Genomic DNA, 18,358 nt, shown 5'->3' with positions numbered 1-18,358 from the left:
TAGATCTTTGTCCCTGTTGTAGTAATGCTTTTCTAAGCTGCCTGTGCGGCAGTGAAGGTGAATTTGTTGAGCCTGTCGCCACTTCCATTTTTCTAAGCTGCCTGTGCGGCAGTGAAGCTGTCAAGATTTCTGGTGAAGATATTTTCTCTTTTCTAAGCTGCCTGTGCGGCAGTGAAGTATTTAATAAGCTCTTGGCATTTAGCTTCTATTTTCTAAGCTGCCTGTGCGGCAGTGAAGTGGCGAGCGTCTGCCGCTTCGTGGTGGCAACTTTTCTAAGCTGCCTGTGCGGCAGTGAAGGATGTCACGCTATCGCACGAAATTACAGTGATTTTCTAAGCTGCCTGTGCGGCAGTGAAGGCTCCCTGACGATTCTCGCCCAGAATATGCTTTTTCTAAGCTGCCTGTGCGGCAGTGAAGTTTGTGTGGGTACAAAACTTCCCATACGCGTTTTTCTAAGCTGCCTGTGCGGCAGTGAAGTGGAGATAATATCGTCTAATAGCTTGTTGTTAAAGAACTTATGGGTATTTTTATAGAAAAACCCTTTTTTCTGGCTCTGTTCATAATGATTAAAAATCAAAGAGTTACAACAGCCTTGAAAAAAGGGTTCATGGACTAGAACCAAGGTACTGTCGCGGTGCGGCTTAGACCATAGCTGTTAACGTCGCCGATGGTTGGCTCCGAAGCCAACTCGCCTAATGCGACAAAGATGCGCATAGTTTGTCCAGTAGATAGGCTCTTAAATTGCAAAAATGGCAATTTCAAGATTTGTTGCGAGGTATCAGGGATTCGCTGTAACGCTTCCTCAGCAGATAACCAACCTTTTGCTATCGAGCGCTTCCTTCGGTTGTTCGCTGATTTTTTCTGAACCCTATACATAGTCCGATAACCCTTCACATCTGTAGGTACAGCGCGGATATCTGTTACCTCAGTGTAATCACGTAGCCCTTTCAACCAAGGCTGAGCCATTAGTTTGTTTAGGCTAGTTTCACTGCCATGAAAGCGAATTATATCACCTAACGATTGTTGGTATTTCGGGAAGCTTATAGCCACTTCACCGGGGACGGTTTGCGGCATAGTACGGTGAAACTTTGCAAATAGGTTATTCATTAACACCGCTCCCGACACTTCGGGGTCGGGTTGCACCTGAATATCGAGGTAATAGTCCATCATTATTCTCCGAAAACGCCACCACGGATCAGCATCGCCATCACATAGTGTTGCTGCTCAGATGCCGGCGCTTTTTCTTTCAATAGCCAATTGTCCAATAAGTTATAAAAATCCGTTTTCTCTTTTGGTTTCCGGTAGGCAACACCACGGTTGGTCACACTGCCATAGGGTTCGATAGCAATTGGGCCAAACTCATCGGCTTGTGGGTACCATGTATCAATGGTGCGCAGTGCATTCCCGATTTTTTGTGAGTGCATCGCCGCTTGACCATTTAGCTGATAAAGATATTTACTTTTATTGCCACTGCCCGTATTCATTACCAGCTCTTGGGAAGGGAAAACAGTTTGTCCGTCACCTAGTTGACTAAACGCTTCGACTTTCAATAGTGTCGCCTTTTCACCGTTCAGCCCTTGCTCGATAAGCGAAGCAATTTCCGATAAATCTTGATTGTTGTCTCCGAAGTTTTTAAAGCTGAGCGTATGAGCATCAAATATCCATTGCTTTTTCGCATAAGAAATACGAACTTCTACAGACTCTGCCCCAACACGGTTACGCCACAAGAAACGACCGTTAGCTAAGTTAGTGGCATACCGATGAGCCACCTCTTTAAAACCATTCTCTTCAACGTATTGCTGGATAACCGTCGCTAGCGCGGTTTGATATTCTGGATTGTTACAGGTAGATGGAGTGGAGAGATCACCAAGCACACGTAGAGTGAATTGCAGTTTGAGTGTGTCGGCATCAAACGGTAATGCAGCATTGTCTACGGTTTGAAGATTTGCTTTTTCTACTTCAGCATCAATTTTGCTCGCCTTAGCGCCTTTTACACGGTTTGAGATGGTACCACGTACTGATTTTTCAATCACATGAACGGCTTGCCATGTATCAGTGTTATCACGCTGACTCCAATTGCCTGCGAACATCAATGCATCTGAGCAAGCTAACTTAGATTCAAAGGCTAATACAGAAGGTGTAGTTAATTTAGTCATAATAGTATCTCTTAATCTTAAAAATCGAATTCGATGTCGTCATCAGACACAAGCTCTGCTTCTACCACCGTTGCGGTATGACAAACATAAAACGGGTCGTTGTAGTCGTATTTCCAAATAATGTCAGTAAGGCTATCAATGCGGCTTGGACTGCCAATCCATTCTGCTACGCTGTAAACCGACTCCACAAAACTGACAGGGGATTGTGTATCCCTGACGTTTGCGACTTCGCCAGGTGCTAGGGTGGGGGCGATTTTTTTATAGCCGATTTGTACAGGAACAAGATAGCCACCAAAGGGGTTGGTGACACGTTGCCAATCAATTGTTTCTTCACCTTCATCATCTCGGCTTACTTCGCAGGCGTGTTTTAGCGCAGAAAAATCAAGCCAATGTTGCAGGGCGTTATTTGGGTCACCCGCATTTAACTCTGATAAGCAATGGCTTGCATCAGCCAGCACAAAACCCGGTAACAGTTTGCGTAATGCCCGTTTATGATTGGCTTCATCGAACAGGTAGCAATCTGAAATATCCGTTATCATGCCACCCGCCAGTTTGTGTTGTAGTGCGAGTTGCTTAATGTCGTCGAGTTGTGCCTGTTGGGTTTCTTCGCATGCGGTGTTCAACCCTTCGCACTCAATGATCAACGACACGCTAAGGTGCATACGACCTTCTTCCACAATCGGTGCGGTTTTGCCCTCTTTGGTTAATGGATTGCGTGTTAACGCGAAGCCATACGGGTCGTAGGGGGTATCGCGGTAGCAATGCACTTGATGTTGATGGCAAACGATGCCACAACCGTGCAAAGTGAGTGGATAATCGCGCTGTTGCGCTTTTCGCGATAGTGCATGGGTAAAACCAAGAAAGTGACTAACCGCAGGAAATCCCCATGTCATGCCGGAAATGGCATTGGCATTGGCAACCTCTATGTGCTTGAGTACTAAATAAGCCATCAACGTACCTCCCAAAGCAGTTGTTTAAATTGCTGTCGCCATTCATCACTCTCACCTGCACTCAGCACAAACTCACGTTTAGCCGCATTGACAATGCTGTCTTTTAGCCATAAACCAAATTCGGCACTCAATGGCTCACGCCAGTCGAGGTTGTCTTGCTGCCATTTAGTGTGGTTCGGATCAAGCCATCGAGCTGCATAAACTGAAAGCTGTGGGTGGGCGTCACTCCAGCCAGTAGTTTGAGCCTGCCAAGGTGCTGCAACATTGAACATTGCTTCTGCAATCTCATCGACCTTTTGGGTTAGTTTTTCACGGTGAGCCAATGTGCTTTTTTCGTCTAAATTGTTTTTAATGAACAGTGCAAGCCGATAGATCATTGGGCGTACTGCACTTCTAAACGCATACTGCTCGAAAATCACTGAGGTGTTGCTTAGTTTTGGTCGCTGCGTTTTCCATTGGGGTGCTCGGGCATCGAGTAAGTAGGTTAAACCGCCTCGGCCAGAGTTAAGCTGCGAGATATTCTGCGGTTTGGATCCACCTGCTATCGTCACTGCGACATTCGGGTAGGCTACCAATACCTCACCAGACGCTTGTTTTTCTCTACGCGCAGTACGTATCGCCTTCATCTCTTGACTAAAACGACTATGTTGAATTTTCTGGTAGACAGCTTGAGACAAAGAAGATGAGTACATCGGTGCTAACAAGTGATAGCCCGAAGGGTCACTTTCAACAGGGAAATAAACTTGCTTGCTGAGTGCATGGCTGCTTGGCGCGCTATCTTGCAAGGCAGCAGATAAGCCTTCCTGCCAACTAGTGAGTTGTTGTTCATTAATGGTCAGTGTACGAAGTGGTGTTGTATCACCTTGTTTTAGGTACTCCAATAACGTTTTGTTGTCACTATCTACCAATTGCAATAGGCGAGCCACATCTAACGCTGCTGCATTTCCTACCGCATCAACAGCAGGTTGACTCAAGCAAAAAGTATCTAAGTAGCGATCATCCCTGCCCATTTGTTCCGCTAGTACATTGCTCCCTTTTGCCGCACTGTGAGTGAACTTCACAGCGTGAGTCGCCATGCTGATTTGTCCTGCCCGCTTTGCCGCACCGTCAAGCCATGCACTAATGTCAAAATCAGAATTTAGTTTGATTTGTTTCTCAGACAGCTGGGCAAGTAACGTATTGTCGTCGCTCGCCTTACTGATCTCTTTATCGAGCGCTTCCTGCTTTATTGCCTTGCGCTCGGCAATATAGGCAACAATTCGCTCGGTTAATAATGATGGCATGCCACCTCCTATACTGGTTAAGTCGTAAACAATATACAGAAAAGCAAATTCCAGTTCAACCTATACATGATAAACGTTTATAGTAATCAAGAGTAGAGAAGTAGTACGCTTGTTTACTCCCTTCTTCTGTTCTAAAATTCAGCCAACTACTGAACAAGTAGCTAAGAAATATACTTGAAACACGTTTAAGTTTACTACCGAACAGGTAGTTGCAGGCTGGGTAGATCTAGCCTGCAATCTTTCCTTCAAATACTCCCAACAGTGGTGAATAACGCCATTTTTTGCCGTTACCTAGGTCGCGCAATTGAATTGTGCTGTAACGACGTTGCGCCACTTCAAATTCGATATCTCGTTGTTCTGCCAAGTTTTGTACTTGTTCAGTGAGATTTCCGTGACCGAAAGCATTGATTCCTTCGGCGAGCGAGAGTGGTGGGGCAAGTTCGATCTTGTCTTGATCTAACAGTTGTTTGCCGAGATCGTCCCATACCAACAACTTCACCTCGGTGCCTTGAACGTCTACATCCAGCACATACTCAACACTTGGGGCACTTTGACGGAATTTAGTTTGCCGTTGAATTTCACCAAAAAGATGTGAGTAAGAGGACGTCCACCACACGCGGCCTTTATCACGCAAGTTGAGATTTAACGCTAGGTGTTCTAATTCAATAAACCCTGCTGCTGTTTTCGTGCTTGGGTTAACTAGTCGCTGTGGCTGCTTAACGCGTGGCGCTGCGCTGATCACACCAAATGCATCCTGTGCAAGCAATGATGGTTCGGCGAGGTCATGGCTTCGTAAGAGCAGCCATGACCTCTTATTACTTGGCTCGCTAAGCTTTGCGCAGTACTCTTCAGTGGATTCGAATCCCGGCTGACAAAAAGCGGGTGTCACGCCTTGGCAAGTTTTGAAATTTTTATTAAAAATTAGGATATTGGGTAAAGAAGGGGCTAGGCGACGATGTCGCTGCACCCGTCCTGATAATTGAATGATCGAGCGAGTAGAACTTGGTTCTGCGATGGCCCAGTCATAGTCATGATCGCGCCCGACTTCCGCAACAGGCGTTGCTAACACCACGAATATATGATGTTTTTCAGGGTAGTCTGCTAGCATTTCTTGCACCGTTGGGTGCGCCATGATCGAGGTGCTGGGATCGCGTTTGAGTAAGCTATCTAATGCGTTTTCTATGCTTGAGCGTACCACTAAAGGCTGTTGGCTGTGGTAAACACAATAGTGAATACGGGTATCGGGATCAGGTGAGCGCGTAAACAATTGATTGGCAACCGCAAGCATGGGTTCGATATTGGCCATACGCACTAGTCCCGCCGAGAAGGTTTTTGTCCCTTCTACTGTGCAATGTTGATGGGATAAAGCTTGAGCATGCTGCAATATTGCGGTCGCAAAGGCATCGACGGGGTTAATGTCTTCTTCTTTTAGTTGAACCAACGCGCCTCGATGCAGAGGTTCACTTGCTTTAGCAAGTTGGTCAACACGAGCATCAATGAAGTTGTTGTGCTTAGCCTCAAAGTCCTTTTTATCGGTAACTAAATGGCTCATCGCAGAAAATTCATCAATCCATGCAGTCACCACCGCGTCCGTTGTAGGATGGGCGTTGGCGGCATTGAATTGCTTACGCCCATGTTGGTAGGCGTCGAACAACTCACTAACCAATGCCGGTGGCAATGTAGCCGAAGAGAGGATTACCCGCGATCCCAACAAACCAGCCCAATACACTAAGCGGCACAATGCAGGCAGGTCGGTCACATCAAAATCATCCGGTTCATCAAGGATCAAATCGCTGGTCATTAGACGTAGCATAGGGCCAATTTGACGTCCGCCTCGTACACCTTCAGTCGCGGGGATAAGGTGATCAATAGTACTTACGGAAATGGGGGCACTGATTAATTTGTGCAGGTTTGCGCGACTTTTGTCTTGAAGCCAACGATTTAAATAGGTGTTATCCAACTCACCGTCGTATTTGACATAGTCCTCGTCAAACATCTGTTGCGACTCACTGCCTGTAAAAGTATGTTCAGACGTTTTGTTCTCGTCAGCGCCTTGCTTGTTTTGCTCATATAGATCTTTAACCGCTTGTGAGCCAATGGTCACAGCAATGTCATCGTCGTCCAAGTGTAGTGCCTCTTGTAGGGCATCACCTGTTTGCAAAGTTAAAGTGCGCAAACCTAGCGCGACACTAAAGCGGCAACCCTGATGTTGATCGCCTAACGCATACGCCATCTTCGCACCAGCAATGGTTTTGCCTGTACCTGTAGAGCTTGCGAGTACCGCAAATAACCCTTGTTCCTGTGCACGGTTTTTCTCTCCGGCTAACACCTCATACGCACGATTTTGCCAACGAAATTTAGGGTCAATCACTCGTTTTTTGAGTATCGGATGGCGAATTAACGTGGGCAATGCACTGCGCAGGCTTGGCAGTACTTTGGCAAGCAGGTAGGCATTGTGTGCGACACCAACGCAGTGTTCATCCAGTTTCTGTTTGAGGTGGCGTGTCTTTCTATCTGTGTTGGCGTAGGCATTATATTCTCGGTCTTGCCAATGCTCATGGGCGTTATCGGATGAGTAAGCGTGATCGGAAAGCATGAGTACCATACGGGCTACATGCATTGGATAAGCACACTCAAGGCGAGCGTATTCAGCTAAATTCGGGAGTTGTAAGGCGCGTGTTGCTAAAGCGGTTGCTTTTGCTCGCCAAGTGCGACTTTGCATGGGTAATCCAAAGGGGAACTCACTGCATTGTTGGGTTGTTGTTTCGGAAAATTTGCCACTTTTATGGTTAATGGCATTCCATTCCACGCCGATACCTTGGTCTATCCAAGTATCTGCCTTATTCAAATCTCCTTTGGGTGCGTTGGGCGCTTGCTGTTGAGGTAAACGGTGATGGGACACAATCAGCCATGCAATAGCCGCCGCAAGTGGGCTGTGAGTGGCAATGTCAGCAAATTTCACACTCTTAGTTAGCGTATAGCTCGACAAGACGGTCTGATCACAACCCGCTTTTAGATCGCATAAAGCTTGAAGCCAGGTTTTATCATCGCGCTCTGCAACGAAGGTGATAAAAAGCTGCATGGAGATCCATTCGTGGCGGTATGGTTCAAACCCTTCACCTTTACCACGTAGCTTTTCCTGAAATAAGGCATTGGCTTTACCAAAATCATGAAATAACCCTGCAATACCTGCCATTAGCGCAATAGCCTGATTGCTGTGCATGTTACTTTCGTCACCTGCCCGAAGGATATTGCGTTGAGTTCGATTTGTAGGCACTGTGCCTTCTAGGTTGAACTTGCTGCGTTTACCCACTACCCACATTAGTTCGGTGTGGTTTTTGCCGTAGATTCGATAGCATGCCACAGCGGTATTTTTCCGTGCACGCTTTTTCAATAGCATGCGTAAGGTTTTCATGCCTTCGTAAGTGATTGGGGTCTGCCATGTACGTTGCCCCTTTCGCTCACCAAATTGGTCCAGTACTCGACGAGTTTCTACTAACGCTTGTTTACTGCATTCGGAGATAAGCAAAATATTCATTGTGTCATATCCGCGCAGTCTTCGGCCGTAGACTGCAAGGTATCGATCATCACATCTAACGCATTACCAGAGCGCAGTTGGTTGAGACAGCGTTGGCGAAACTCCTGCTCATCATCCCCAGCCATTGCCGCGATAAAAGCTTGTGGCAGTACCAGTGCGTCTTTCACTATGTCAGCGACATCGAACACCAAGCCTCCTCGGCGTGTTTTCCCGTGTAAAATAGCTAAACCGTGTGGTAAGCCAATTACCCAACATGCCGTTGCGCCTAATCCATAAGCTAAGTAATTCCCGTGATCGAGAAATTGATTTGCTGTGTCGAGACTGTTGCCACGCTCTGAACGAGTAAAGTCACCATAGCCGACCGCTTGGCAAGCGAGTTTATAGAGGGTTTTGGTGGTTGTTGCTTCAAGCAACAAGACGTCTTGTGCGGTTTTGCAATCAGACAATAAACATTCAAAGCGGGATAAGACAGGGGTTAACTGAGCTTCAGTTACAGGGAACTCTTTTTGTACGCTAGTAGATAGCCAATGCTTCTTTATCATGGCGAGCCGAACTAGCTGAAACTGTTTTGCAGCGGCCAAACGTTTATCATCATCAAACCAAAAACTTACCCACTTTTGTAGATATTCCGTTGCACGGTACTCCGATTGCGGTGTCAACCAAGCGATATCAACCTCAACATCGTTGCCAGAAAAGAGCGGTGTACCACCGCCGCCACAAAAGCCAACCAAGACACCTGCTTTCGCAAACTCGCGCATCGCGGATTGCGTTACCGACGTGCCCGTGCCCAATAAAATGCTGGTTGTGTTAGCAATCGGGATATTCCAATACAGGCTCTCTTTGCCTTGGTCTGTCACATATTCGACACGCCCCCCATTCACCAGCACGCGGCAGTGTTGCAGATAATACAAATTCGCACGTTTTGAGTGCAAAATGGTTTTCATATCACTGGGTGAAAAGTCTTTCATGCTCGTGTTTCTCTGGATGTTTTATGTCACTAATAGTCAGATGCTAAATATACAACTGAGTATCACAATTCATCCATAATACCTTAATTATTGTGTGGTTTTTATTAAGTCTGCCCTGTTTTTCAATCTCAAATCTGCTTAATGGGTTAGAAAAAGTGAATAATTAGCGGCGCGTTATATGACTGAATAAAAATCATAACTAGATTTTCAGGAAGAAAATAGGGGGGAGTTAAGGTGTGATGCATGGTCAAATTTTGGAAATGGAAATTAAAAGTGTATTTCTGTAGCAGATCGCTAGACATGAGAAATGACCAACAATAATGACCGTGAAGATGGTTTATGAGTAATGAACGACAGTATTTAGGTTTTTAAGCTGCCTGTGCGGCAGTGAAGGCTCCGAGACATCGACACCCGAAATTTCTTGATTTCTAAGCTGCCTGTGCGGCAGTGAAGGGGTATACGAATTTCCGCTCGTGAACGTTATCTTTCTAAGCTGCCTGTGCGGCAGTGAAGGAGCAGGCACGGATGGGAAGTGATGTTCGCGTTTTCTAAGCTGCCTGTGCGGCAGTGAAGAAAGATCCTAATGAGGATGCTGATATTTTATTTTTCTAAGCTGCCTGTGCGGCAGTGAAGCTGACACCGCATTGACTTGTTGATCAATCATTTTTCTAAGCTGCCTGTGCGGCAGTGAAGGTACTTTCGCGCCGCTGATCAATTGGACCTGCTTTCTAAGCTGCCTGTGCGGCAGTGAAGACACGATCCCACATGCCGACGTGACCGGTTTATTTCTAAGCTGCCTGTGCGGCAGTGAAGGCGACAGCGCCGGCACAGGACGAAGTGATTGTTTTCTAAGCTGCCTGTGCGGCAGTGAAGTGGCCATTGCTGTGGAGACAATCGAAGCTGGTTTTCTAAGCTGCCTGTGCGGCAGTGAAGTCAGCAAACGTACCCGCAGTACCCGCATCAACTTTCTAAGCTGCCTGTGCGGCAGTGAAGTGCGATATTACCAGCGATAATGTCTATCATTGTTTCTAAGCTGCCTGTGCGGCAGTGAAGGCGTTAAGTTATACATTGACCTAGGTGAATTATTTCTAAGCTGCCTGTGCGGCAGTGAAGGCACCGGCCTACATCCCGCATTCAAAGTCGGCTTTCTAAGCTGCCTGTGCGGCAGTGAAGTCACTGTAATTGTCGTGCGCTCGACCGTGGTTTTTCTAAGCTGCCTGTGCGGCAGTGAAGACCGCTTGCCCTGCGGCCATTTCCACCGGAGCTTTCTAAGCTGCCTGTGCGGCAGTGAAGTTATCTGTCGCTCTATTGGGTCGCTTTCCATTTTTCTAAGCTGCCTGTGCGGCAGTGAAGCCATCCCACGCAACGAGATCATCAGCTTTCACTTTCTAAGCTGCCTGTGCGGCAGTGAAGCCAGTATCAGTGAAAAAGCCACAGCTTATTATTTTCTAAGCTGCCTGTGCGGCAGTGAAGTTTGGTCGCTGCTTTTTGTACGGAAGCGGCGATTTCTAAGCTGCCTGTGCGGCAGTGAAGGATACGAGCGCATTAAGTAATGCGCGCCTCGATTTCTAAGCTGCCTGTGCGGCAGTGAAGCTTACAAGAAGCCTTCAGACTAGCATCACTTATTTCTAAGCTGCCTGTGCGGCAGTGAAGCTTTTGATGTAGGTTCTTTTGACCCAAATGCGTTTCTAAGCTGCCTGTGCGGCAGTGAAGCTCTTCTTGGTCGTTCTACTCAGTGGTTTAGTTTTCTAAGCTGCCTGTGCGGCAGTGAAGGTTATCATAATGATGCTTTTACTCGTCGTTTGTTTCTAAGCTGCCTGTGCGGCAGTGAAGGTAACACTTCCGCTATGGATGGCTCTTCTATTTTTCTAAGCTGCCTGTGCGGCAGTGAAGTATGATTTTACTGTTTGTGATCCTGCTATAGTTTTCTAAGCTGCCTGTGCGGCAGTGAAGTTGCTAAGTTGATTAACTTCAATTTTCTAGGATTTCTAAGCTGCCTGTGCGGCAGTGAAGATTCTGCTATTCGTGATTATGTTCGCCGCATTTTTCTAAGCTGCCTGTGCGGCAGTGAAGCTGATTGATGATGCCAACATGCGGCATTTATGTTTCTAAGCTGCCTGTGCGGCAGTGAAGTCCTTTACTTCAAGATGCTTGCACCCAAAACATTTCTAAGCTGCCTGTGCGGCAGTGAAGTCTTGTAATTTGCGTGACACAGTTCTTCCTTTTTTCTAAGCTGCCTGTGCGGCAGTGAAGTGGAGATAATATCGTCTAATTGCTTGTTGTTAAAGAACTTATGGGTATTTTTATAGAAAAACCCTTTTTTCTTATCCTGTTTATAATGACTAAAAATCAAAGAGTTACAATGGCTTTGAAAAAAGGGTTTACGGACTAGAACTAAGGAATTGACGTATAGTGACTTTAACCATAACTGTTAATGTTACCGATTATCGGCTCTGAAACCAACTGATCTAACGCAACAAAGACTCGTATAGTTTGCGCAATGGGTAGGCTTTTATGTTGTACAACTGGTAATTTCAATTTTTGCTGTGCGCATTGGGAATTCGCTACCTATGTTCGCGCGTTAACACTGCTCCAGCCAAATTCTCTGCTTAGCTTCTCTAATGTCTCCAATTCCTTTGCTGTTTCTCTTTGAATCCATTGATGGATCTCCTTAACAATGTCGGAACTGCCTCGGCAATGGCAGAAATATTGCCATGCACTAGGCTGGATTTGTGCATTGCTAGGGCAAACTAAATAGCCGTGTTCCAGTTCGGGTAAGATCAACAGCAGGTCACTTACTGTGACTCCTTGACCAGATAGACAGGCGCTCAGTGCCAAATCTAGAGTAAAGAAGGTGGTGTTGCGTATCTTTGCGCTGTCTTTATGTCCGACACTGGCCAACCAGGTTTTCCAGTCATGATGATCAAGGGTTGGGTGCAATCGTGGCATCGTGAGTAGAGATTGCAGGTTTCCTTCTTTTGAATACAGCTCTTGAGAGCATACTGGCGCCATGTACTCATCTCTTAAAAACACCACATCGGAGCGCTTCTGGTATTGGTGTGGAACTCGAGTGTTAAGGATCAGTAAGTCATAGTCTGTGGATTTAAGCGCTTCGTCTTCATCAATAGTGGGGATCACCACGATTTCATGTTCGGGGTAGCGCTCTTGCAGCTGTTGTATCTTTGGGAGCAAGGAGCGAGTAGCATAACTGAGCACGGCCTTAATTACGATCCGCTGCTGATTGGGTTTCCAAGACTGGATTAAGGTTTGTACGCTCTGGTAGTTGCGCTGAAGTACAGCAAACAGCTCTGAGCCTTGCAGCGTTAAGTCGATGCTTCGATGCCCTCGCACAATTAACTCAACCCCCAGCCCTTCTTCGAGCTGTTTTACCTGACGACTGACGGCACTTTGGGTGACGTTTAACTCATCTGCCGCCTCAGTAAAACTCAGGTGGCGGGCAACAGCCTCAAAGGTTTTCAAGCTGTTATGGGAGTAGGGGATATCGGGATAAGATGTCATAGTTCTTCACATGATCTCAGGTAATGCCAACTGACATAAATGTTAATTGAATCCTAGCTCAATTAGCAGTACTTTGAGCCCAAATTATAGAGGGCTGTATGAAAAACATTCTTAAACTGGCATTGCCACTGACATTATCCCAACTCATCGCTATGGCATTGGTACTCACCGATGTTTGGATGATGTCGCAAATCAGTGTTGCCGATCTCGCCGCTGGTGGATTGGGCGCCTCTGTGTATTCGTTTGTTTTTCTTATGGCAGGCAGCATCGTGGGTTGTGTGGCTAACTTGATTGCCATTGCTTACGGGCAGAGTATTGCGCGCCCTGAATTTGGTGAGCAGCAGATCCGTTTTGCGGTCAAAGGCGCAGTGATGCTCTCTATTTTGTTAGCGATAACACTGAGTTTTAGCTTCTTATATGCACCTCAACTGCTAGCTAAAGCTCAGCAGTCACCAGAAGTTATAGATATCGCGATGCTGTATTTAAGCGCGCTGAAGTGGGCAATGTTGCCAATGCTGCTTTTGCTTGTTTTGCGCGGCCTTACTAGCACCTTTGGTGATGTGCGCTCAGTGATGATAATGTCGATTCTGACGGTGTTCATCAATGTGCCAATCAGCTACTTCCTTGCCTTTACGCTAGATTGGGGTATTGCAGGGCTTGGCTACGGCACTGCAATCGCCGCGTGGATTATATTGCTAGGTTATGGCACTTGGGTGTTCTGTCAAAGCAAATATCAGCGCTTTGCACCTTGGCAAAATATGCACGAGTACACCCCAAGACTGATGGGGCCGCTTTTGTCTATGGGTATGCCAATTGCGTTAGCGGGCATGCTGGAACACGGCCTTATTTATGGAGGCACCTTGATGGCAGGCATGATTAGCGTGGCATCTTTAGCATTACACCAAATCTTACTGCAGTGTTTATCCTTTACTTGGAATATCAACTTTGGCTTTGCACAAGCTTCTGCCATCTTGGTGGGTAAAGAGTACGGTGCGAACAATTACGATGGCATCAAAAGCATCGCTAAGAAGAGCTTTGTGGCGGTTACTGCGCTGAGTTTTGTGATCGCCTTTGGCTTTATAGCGTGGCCAGAAGCTATTGCTAACCTATTTCAGTTGGACGCGAAGGGCAGTCATGAACTGACTGCGTTGTTGACGTCGATGATCTGGGTGGTGGCGTTGTGCTTTGTGGTGGATGCATGGCAGTTACTGGCCATTAACCTGCTGCGCGGCATGAAGATAGTGATGGTGCCAACCATAATGACGGCAATCGGTTACTGGGCATTTGGCTTGCCAGCTGCATGGTATTTGATGAAGGCTTACGGCCTAGCGGGTATTTGGGGCGGGATTGGTGTGGGCCTTGGCGTTACCGGTGTGCTTCTACTCGCGCAGGTTATCTATGAGACAAGGCGGCAAAATAACAGCACCTTAATGCAGCCGGTTTGATCTTGTGATCTGACAGTATTGCGCCTAAAACAAAAATGCCTAAAGTCATAATGAGCTTTAGGCATTTTTTTATTCGAGTTTTGGCTAGCTTAAACCGTTACAAAAGAGACAATGTGCTTAACAAATGACTTTTGCGTCTCTTCATCAACGCCTTCTAGGATCATTTTGTTTAGGTATATGGAAGAACCCAAGATGATCCTCGCGCAATCTTTATGGTGTTGATCTGGCTTGGCATCGTCGGAACCGGAGGCAATAATAGCGCTTAACCCGTCAATGATTTGCGACTCATAATGCTTATATTGAGCCTCAATCTCTGGGCTAAATCGAGTCCCAAACATCAGCCACACCTTTACATAATTCGGCTTTTGTTTAAGAAGGTCTAGTGTCAGCATCGCACTTTGATATAGGCGTTTCTTAAGATCGTTCTCATCCGGTGCCACATCCACAACGGTGCTGACAATAAAGCGACCCACCTCATCCAAAACCTCAGTGGTTAACTGCTCTCGCGATGAAAAATATGAGAATACAGTAGGGGGAGCAACACCCGCAGCTTTTGCCACGTCAGCATGTTTAGCGCCAATACCCTCAGTAACAAACACATCAATCGCTGTTGAGATTAATAGCTGTTTTCTCTCTTCCGGTCGTAACTTAGTTGCCCGCGTATGCTTTGTTTTAGTGTTCATTACTCTGCCTTCCAGTTTTATTCTTCATACTGCTATCAATAGTGACTTTGCTATCTGTACTTGTTGCCAAAGCTGCGTTGCATTGATGAATTTACCTAACATCACCTATTTATCAACAGATAACCCATTGTAAGACAAAACCTAATTGCGTGGAATACGACAGCCAAAGATAATGACCAAAACATTAATGACGATTTAGTCATTGACAATATAGTCACTATAAAAGATACTAGCTCCAGAGTTGAGGATTTGAATGTTTTAGAGGGAAGAGTACGGAAGCTTACAAACGCAATTAGCTCAACAGTTTTTATAATTTATTGCTATTTGGAGTTACATTATGCTTACAGAAATTTTGTTTTGGGTCGCACTGATCCCCGCAACGATTACTGCTTTTATCTATTTCCGAGACCTTGGAGATATCACTCAGAGCTTTTTGCCCGTAAAGCGAAAAGACATGATGTTTGCGATACGCAACGAAAAGAAAATGATTCTGATCGGAATTATTGGCACCTTGGTCGCGCTGTACTTGTACCTAACTCAAGGTGTAGGAAGTAAATGGGTTATTTACATTCTTACTCCTATCAACCTGTTTTGTTCTTGCTTCCCATACATCTGGTTGTACGGCGGATTGCGCAACCAACAAAGCCGCGCGAAGTACTACAGCATTTCCGAGGCGAGAAACTATGTTCGCCCTGATGAGAGCGTGATTGTTCTAGAAAATAATGGCCATGCTCGTGCACACTCGGATTACCATATTAAGCGTCCTCACTTAGCGGGCAACGATGAAGGTTTAGGTGGCGAAAACGTTATCATCACGTACTGCTGCATGACTCACCTAGGTCACGGCTTTAAACCAGAAATCGATGGTGAAGTATTGGACCTTGAGATTGTGGCGCAGCACGGTAACAACCTAATCATGCGTGATAAGAACACCGGTGAACCAGTACAGCAAATGTACGGTACTCGTGAGCGTGATGGTCGCTGGAGCGAGAACAAAATGGAAGAATGGCCAACATTTAGAATGCCGTTCAAAGAGTTTGCTAAAGCGTACCCAGAAGGTGAAGTGTTCCTAAATAAGATCACTCCGTTTACCAAAAACCCAGTGATGTTCTTGTGGGATTGGATTGTAGAAATCGTATTCCTATGGGCAACAGTTGCACACCACCGTACACAAAGCCTGCTATGTAAAACGATGGATGTTATTGATGACCGTTTGTATCGTAAAGAGCTGGTTTGGGGCTTTACCATCAACAAAGAATCAATGGCGTACACAGAAGACTACATCATTGAAAACGGTAATGTTGTGAATGCAACAGTAGGTGGGAAAGACATCGTTGCCGCGTATGATCCTGAGTACAAGTCAGTGAACATTTGGTACAACACCAGCGGCAAGCCAGTCACAGAAGTGGACTTCTTTGGTAAGTCAGACCAAGGTGAGCTTAAGCGAGTAGAAACAGTGAAAGCGGGCATGTACTGGTTCGTATGGATCAACTACTACCCAGAGAGCCAACTAAACGACGACGGCGTAGCAAGCCAAGAACATGCGCACCTATTTGGGCCTGCATAATCAAGCTGCGAAGAATCGCTAGAACAACCAAGCCCTATTTATTGAATGCTCAGTAGATAGGGTTTCTTTGTGTAGAGACATCCATGTAGAAATGCGATGGCTTCCTTCCAGCTTTAAAATCAAAAAGAATAATTACCCATGGAAACCTACTTTGTTATTACCTTGCTGTTAGTGTTTTTAGGCGCTTTCATTCAAACAGCGACGGGGTTTGGTATGGCTGTTGTGGCAGCGCCAGTCCTCATCATTATCTACCCTGAGTTAATACCGGGTCCGTTGATTGTTGTGGGTCTTGTACTTGCCTTAATTAATGCGTTTAAGTACAGAGAATATATCTGTTGGGCGAGTCTGCAATCTGCGATTATTGGTCTTGTTCCAGGGACGCTCGCAGGGGCAATGCTTCTTTATCTGTTTGATGTGGCCCAGTTCTCTATCTTTGTCGGAATGGTGGTCTTGCTTGCGGTTATGATCAGCCTGTTACCCATCAAGATTGATGAAACGCCAAATCGCTTACTCGTGGCAGGTTTTATCTCGGGGTTCTTGGGCACCAGTTCAGGTATTGGCGGCCCGCCGTTAGCCCTATTATGGCAACATAAAAAAGCCCAGCTAGTGCGCGCGAACCTAGCCGTATTTATGGTGGTGAGCTGTTTGATGTCTTTACTGATACAGATACCCATTGGCTATATGAGCATGCAGCATGTCTATCTGGCGCTGCCATTGTTGCCAGCGAGCTATCTTGGCTATCGAAGCGCGGTGTTCTTTGTCGAGTATCTATCACAAAAAGTGGTACGTAGCCTGTCCCTATTGCTATGCAGTTTGGCGGGGTTTGGCACTATCTACTCAAGCTTGGTCAGTGTCTAAAGAGCGTATTCAAACGCGAATATGACCTAACCTGAGATCAATGTAACTGTTCAGACATCAGTTTTTGATATACTGTTTTAAATCAACGCAAAGGATGAGCTCGATATGGCAAAAACCGCAAAGATTCACAATGAAGACAAGCTAGTAAAGAAAGCAATAGAAGTCGGTTTGAAGATGGCAAAGATGCAAGGCGTTGATTTACCAAGCTCGACAGGGCCATTAAAGACGCAAGGTGTGTACTTGTTTCTAGTAGGCGTAAATCAAATCACGCCATTGCCAGACAACAAACTAGATGGCCCCAACATCAAGCACCGCTTGGCGCTTTGGATGCACAGTGTGTTACCGGATAATGATCCGCTGAAGTAGCTTTGAATTAGCATTTAAAGCCTCTGTTTGTAATTATACATGCAGAGGCTTTTGTTTTTCAGCTGAGCTAAATTTCCCTTTTATGAGCCAAGTTTCTAAAGAAAATAGGACGTTATTTGCTTGAAAAAGGGGATTTGTTTTGGATGTGGTAACTTGATGCTATCAACATTATCTTAAAAGCATTGAACTAGTATCCTGAAACGGCTATAAAGCGGTCACTTCTGTTGTATAATGTTCTGCTATAAAAGAAGAGGCAATACGGCATAACCTCAACGTGTTCTTCAACTACAACGAAGATATCCGTAGAGTTATTTAAACTACTAATGCTAATGAATCTCTCACCTAGGTAATACGTAGGACACTAAAGAAACGGATTGTTTTCTCTAGCGGTGAGGTGGTAACTAAAATGGTGTACCTAGCGATCAAAGACGCCTGCAACAAGTGGGCGATGCCCATTCGAAACTGGCGCCAGGCTATGAGTCGGTTTACTATCTATTTCGAGGAATGTCTCGAAAAGCACATTAATTAAATGTCGATTACACCGAATCTATTACAGCCTCTTAGGGATCACGTAAAATTCGGTTGTTAGACAGAAGTGCTTTTACAATAAGAAGTGATTTACTGCGCTTTCAGAGACTGTCCTAAATTCTGTGTAACCTGTCTTTGTCGGGCGGACGACACTTGTAACCAAGTGCCGTCTCCTAAGAACCATATGGATTAGCCTGAACTCAATCTGTCAGTTGTAACACTACGATTTAATTTAATCAGTTATGACAGATTGATCTATCGAATCTCTGCGCCACTCCGAGTATCTCACTCGATATTCCGATGCTTTGAGGTCAAAAATGCCTCTGTGTTTTTCATTAGTATTGGCCTGAGGTGTTGCTTTGAAGGTTCGACAATAATTGTTTGATAAGCTTGAACCTTTGCTGCGAGCTCTCTTCTTATCAGTGACATAAACTAGTACTTCGAAATACTGTCAATCACCACATCCAAACCGTGGTTCATGTATAGAAAACAGCCAA

General features: G+C 45.7%; 12 protein-coding genes and 2 CRISPR repeat arrays (1 of these 14 running past the window's edge). Of the genes, 4 read left to right on the top strand and 8 right to left on the bottom strand.

Features of this window, described 5'->3' with window-relative positions; all coding sequences use genetic code 11:
• Positions 1-477: direct repeats of the CRISPR family, unit length 28 nt; unit sequence TTTCTAAGCTGCCTGTGCGGCAGTGAAG (it extends 211 nt beyond the left edge of the window).
• A 135-nt stretch (positions 478-612) separates the two neighbouring features.
• The 7 genes from cas6f to OCU28_RS14480 all read right to left on the bottom strand — a co-directional run bounded on the left by cas6f (position 613) and on the right by OCU28_RS14480 (position 12,414).
• The gene (cas6f, locus tag OCU28_RS14510; protein WP_261817610.1) at positions 613-1,170 is read right to left on the bottom strand and encodes a type I-F CRISPR-associated endoribonuclease Cas6/Csy4; all 558 of its coding nucleotides are present in this window, start codon (positions 1,168-1,170) and stop codon (positions 613-615) included.
• Entirely contained in the window at positions 1,170-2,156 is a 987-nt protein-coding gene (csy3, locus tag OCU28_RS14505) for a type I-F CRISPR-associated protein Csy3 (RefSeq protein ID WP_261817609.1), read from the bottom strand. Before csy3 ends, cas6f begins: the two co-directional genes overlap by 1 nt.
• A gap of 17 nt (positions 2,157-2,173) precedes the next feature.
• On the bottom strand, positions 2,174-3,106 hold the full coding sequence (gene csy2, locus OCU28_RS14500; protein WP_261817608.1) for a type I-F CRISPR-associated protein Csy2: 933 nt from the start codon (positions 3,104-3,106) through the stop codon (positions 2,174-2,176).
• Entirely contained in the window at positions 3,106-4,389 is a 1,284-nt protein-coding gene (gene csy1 / locus OCU28_RS14495; RefSeq protein WP_261817607.1) for a type I-F CRISPR-associated protein Csy1, read from the bottom strand. Before csy1 ends, csy2 begins: the two co-directional genes overlap by 1 nt.
• 226 nt (positions 4,390-4,615) lie before the next feature.
• On the bottom strand, positions 4,616-7,927 hold the full coding sequence (gene cas3f / locus OCU28_RS14490; protein WP_261817606.1) for a type I-F CRISPR-associated helicase Cas3f: 3,312 nt from the start codon (positions 7,925-7,927) through the stop codon (positions 4,616-4,618).
• Positions 7,924-8,895, bottom strand: a complete 972-nt coding sequence (cas1f, locus tag OCU28_RS14485; RefSeq protein ID WP_261817605.1) for a type I-F CRISPR-associated endonuclease Cas1f — start codon at positions 8,893-8,895, stop codon at positions 7,924-7,926. Before cas1f ends, cas3f begins: the two co-directional genes overlap by 4 nt.
• 365 nt (positions 8,896-9,260) lie before the next feature.
• A CRISPR array of direct repeats spans positions 9,261-11,148; the repeat unit is 28 nt; unit sequence TTTCTAAGCTGCCTGTGCGGCAGTGAAG.
• Positions 11,149-11,463: 315 nt separating this feature from the next.
• Positions 11,464-12,414 carry a LysR family transcriptional regulator gene (locus OCU28_RS14480; RefSeq protein WP_261817604.1) on the bottom strand — a complete coding sequence of 317 codons (951 nt, stop codon included), beginning with the start codon at positions 12,412-12,414 and terminating at the stop codon, positions 11,464-11,466.
• Between the two features lie 98 nt (positions 12,415-12,512).
• On the opposite strand from OCU28_RS14480, the gene OCU28_RS14475 reads away from it, so the two are divergent.
• Entirely contained in the window at positions 12,513-13,859 is a 1,347-nt protein-coding gene (locus tag OCU28_RS14475) for an MATE family efflux transporter (protein WP_261817603.1), read from the top strand.
• An 89-nt stretch (positions 13,860-13,948) separates the two neighbouring features.
• On the opposite strand, the gene OCU28_RS14470 is transcribed toward OCU28_RS14475, so the two are convergent.
• Complete coding sequence (locus OCU28_RS14470; RefSeq protein WP_261817602.1) at positions 13,949-14,542, bottom strand: TetR/AcrR family transcriptional regulator; 594 nt, start codon at positions 14,540-14,542, stop codon at positions 13,949-13,951.
• A 337-nt stretch (positions 14,543-14,879) separates the two neighbouring features.
• On the opposite strand from OCU28_RS14470, the gene OCU28_RS14465 reads away from it, so the two are divergent.
• From OCU28_RS14465 to OCU28_RS14455, 3 genes are all read left to right on the top strand, one after another.
• Positions 14,880-16,109, top strand: a complete 1,230-nt coding sequence (locus OCU28_RS14465) for a DUF3179 domain-containing protein (RefSeq protein ID WP_261817601.1) — start codon at positions 14,880-14,882, stop codon at positions 16,107-16,109.
• A gap of 138 nt (positions 16,110-16,247) precedes the next feature.
• On the top strand, positions 16,248-16,967 hold the full coding sequence (locus OCU28_RS14460; protein WP_261817600.1) for a sulfite exporter TauE/SafE family protein: 720 nt from the start codon (positions 16,248-16,250) through the stop codon (positions 16,965-16,967).
• Positions 16,968-17,072: 105 nt separating this feature from the next.
• Complete coding sequence (locus tag OCU28_RS14455; protein ID WP_261817599.1) at positions 17,073-17,333, top strand: DUF5062 family protein; 261 nt, start codon at positions 17,073-17,075, stop codon at positions 17,331-17,333.
• The last annotated feature ends 1,025 nt before the right edge of the window (positions 17,334-18,358 follow it).

The sequence above is a fragment of the Vibrio gallicus genome (assembly GCF_024346875.1).
Classification (GTDB): domain Bacteria; phylum Pseudomonadota; class Gammaproteobacteria; order Enterobacterales; family Vibrionaceae; genus Vibrio; species Vibrio gallicus.
This window is presented reverse-complemented; position numbering and strand designations above follow the sequence as displayed.

Excerpts from the sequence above, each read along its gene's own strand:
- cas6f (WP_261817610.1), bottom strand. The coding sequence starts at position 1,170 with ATGATGGACTATTACCTCGATATTCAGGTGCAACCCGACCCCGAAGTG.
- csy3 (WP_261817609.1), bottom strand. The coding sequence starts at position 2,156 with ATGACTAAATTAACTACACCTTCTGTATTAGCCTTTGAATCTAAGTTA.
- csy2 (WP_261817608.1), bottom strand. The coding sequence starts at position 3,106 with ATGGCTTATTTAGTACTCAAGCACATAGAGGTTGCCAATGCCAATGCC.
- csy1 (WP_261817607.1), bottom strand. The coding sequence starts at position 4,389 with ATGCCATCATTATTAACCGAGCGAATTGTTGCCTATATTGCCGAGCGC.
- cas3f (WP_261817606.1), bottom strand. The coding sequence starts at position 7,927 with ATGAATATTTTGCTTATCTCCGAATGCAGTAAACAAGCGTTAGTAGAA.
- cas1f (WP_261817605.1), bottom strand. The coding sequence starts at position 8,895 with ATGAAAGACTTTTCACCCAGTGATATGAAAACCATTTTGCACTCAAAA.
- OCU28_RS14480 (WP_261817604.1), bottom strand. The coding sequence starts at position 12,414 with ATGACATCTTATCCCGATATCCCCTACTCCCATAACAGCTTGAAAACC.
- OCU28_RS14475 (WP_261817603.1), top strand. The coding sequence starts at position 12,513 with ATGAAAAACATTCTTAAACTGGCATTGCCACTGACATTATCCCAACTC.
- OCU28_RS14470 (WP_261817602.1), bottom strand. The coding sequence starts at position 14,542 with ATGAACACTAAAACAAAGCATACGCGGGCAACTAAGTTACGACCGGAA.
- OCU28_RS14465 (WP_261817601.1), top strand. The coding sequence starts at position 14,880 with ATGCTTACAGAAATTTTGTTTTGGGTCGCACTGATCCCCGCAACGATT.
- OCU28_RS14460 (WP_261817600.1), top strand. The coding sequence starts at position 16,248 with ATGGAAACCTACTTTGTTATTACCTTGCTGTTAGTGTTTTTAGGCGCT.
- OCU28_RS14455 (WP_261817599.1), top strand. The coding sequence starts at position 17,073 with ATGGCAAAAACCGCAAAGATTCACAATGAAGACAAGCTAGTAAAGAAA.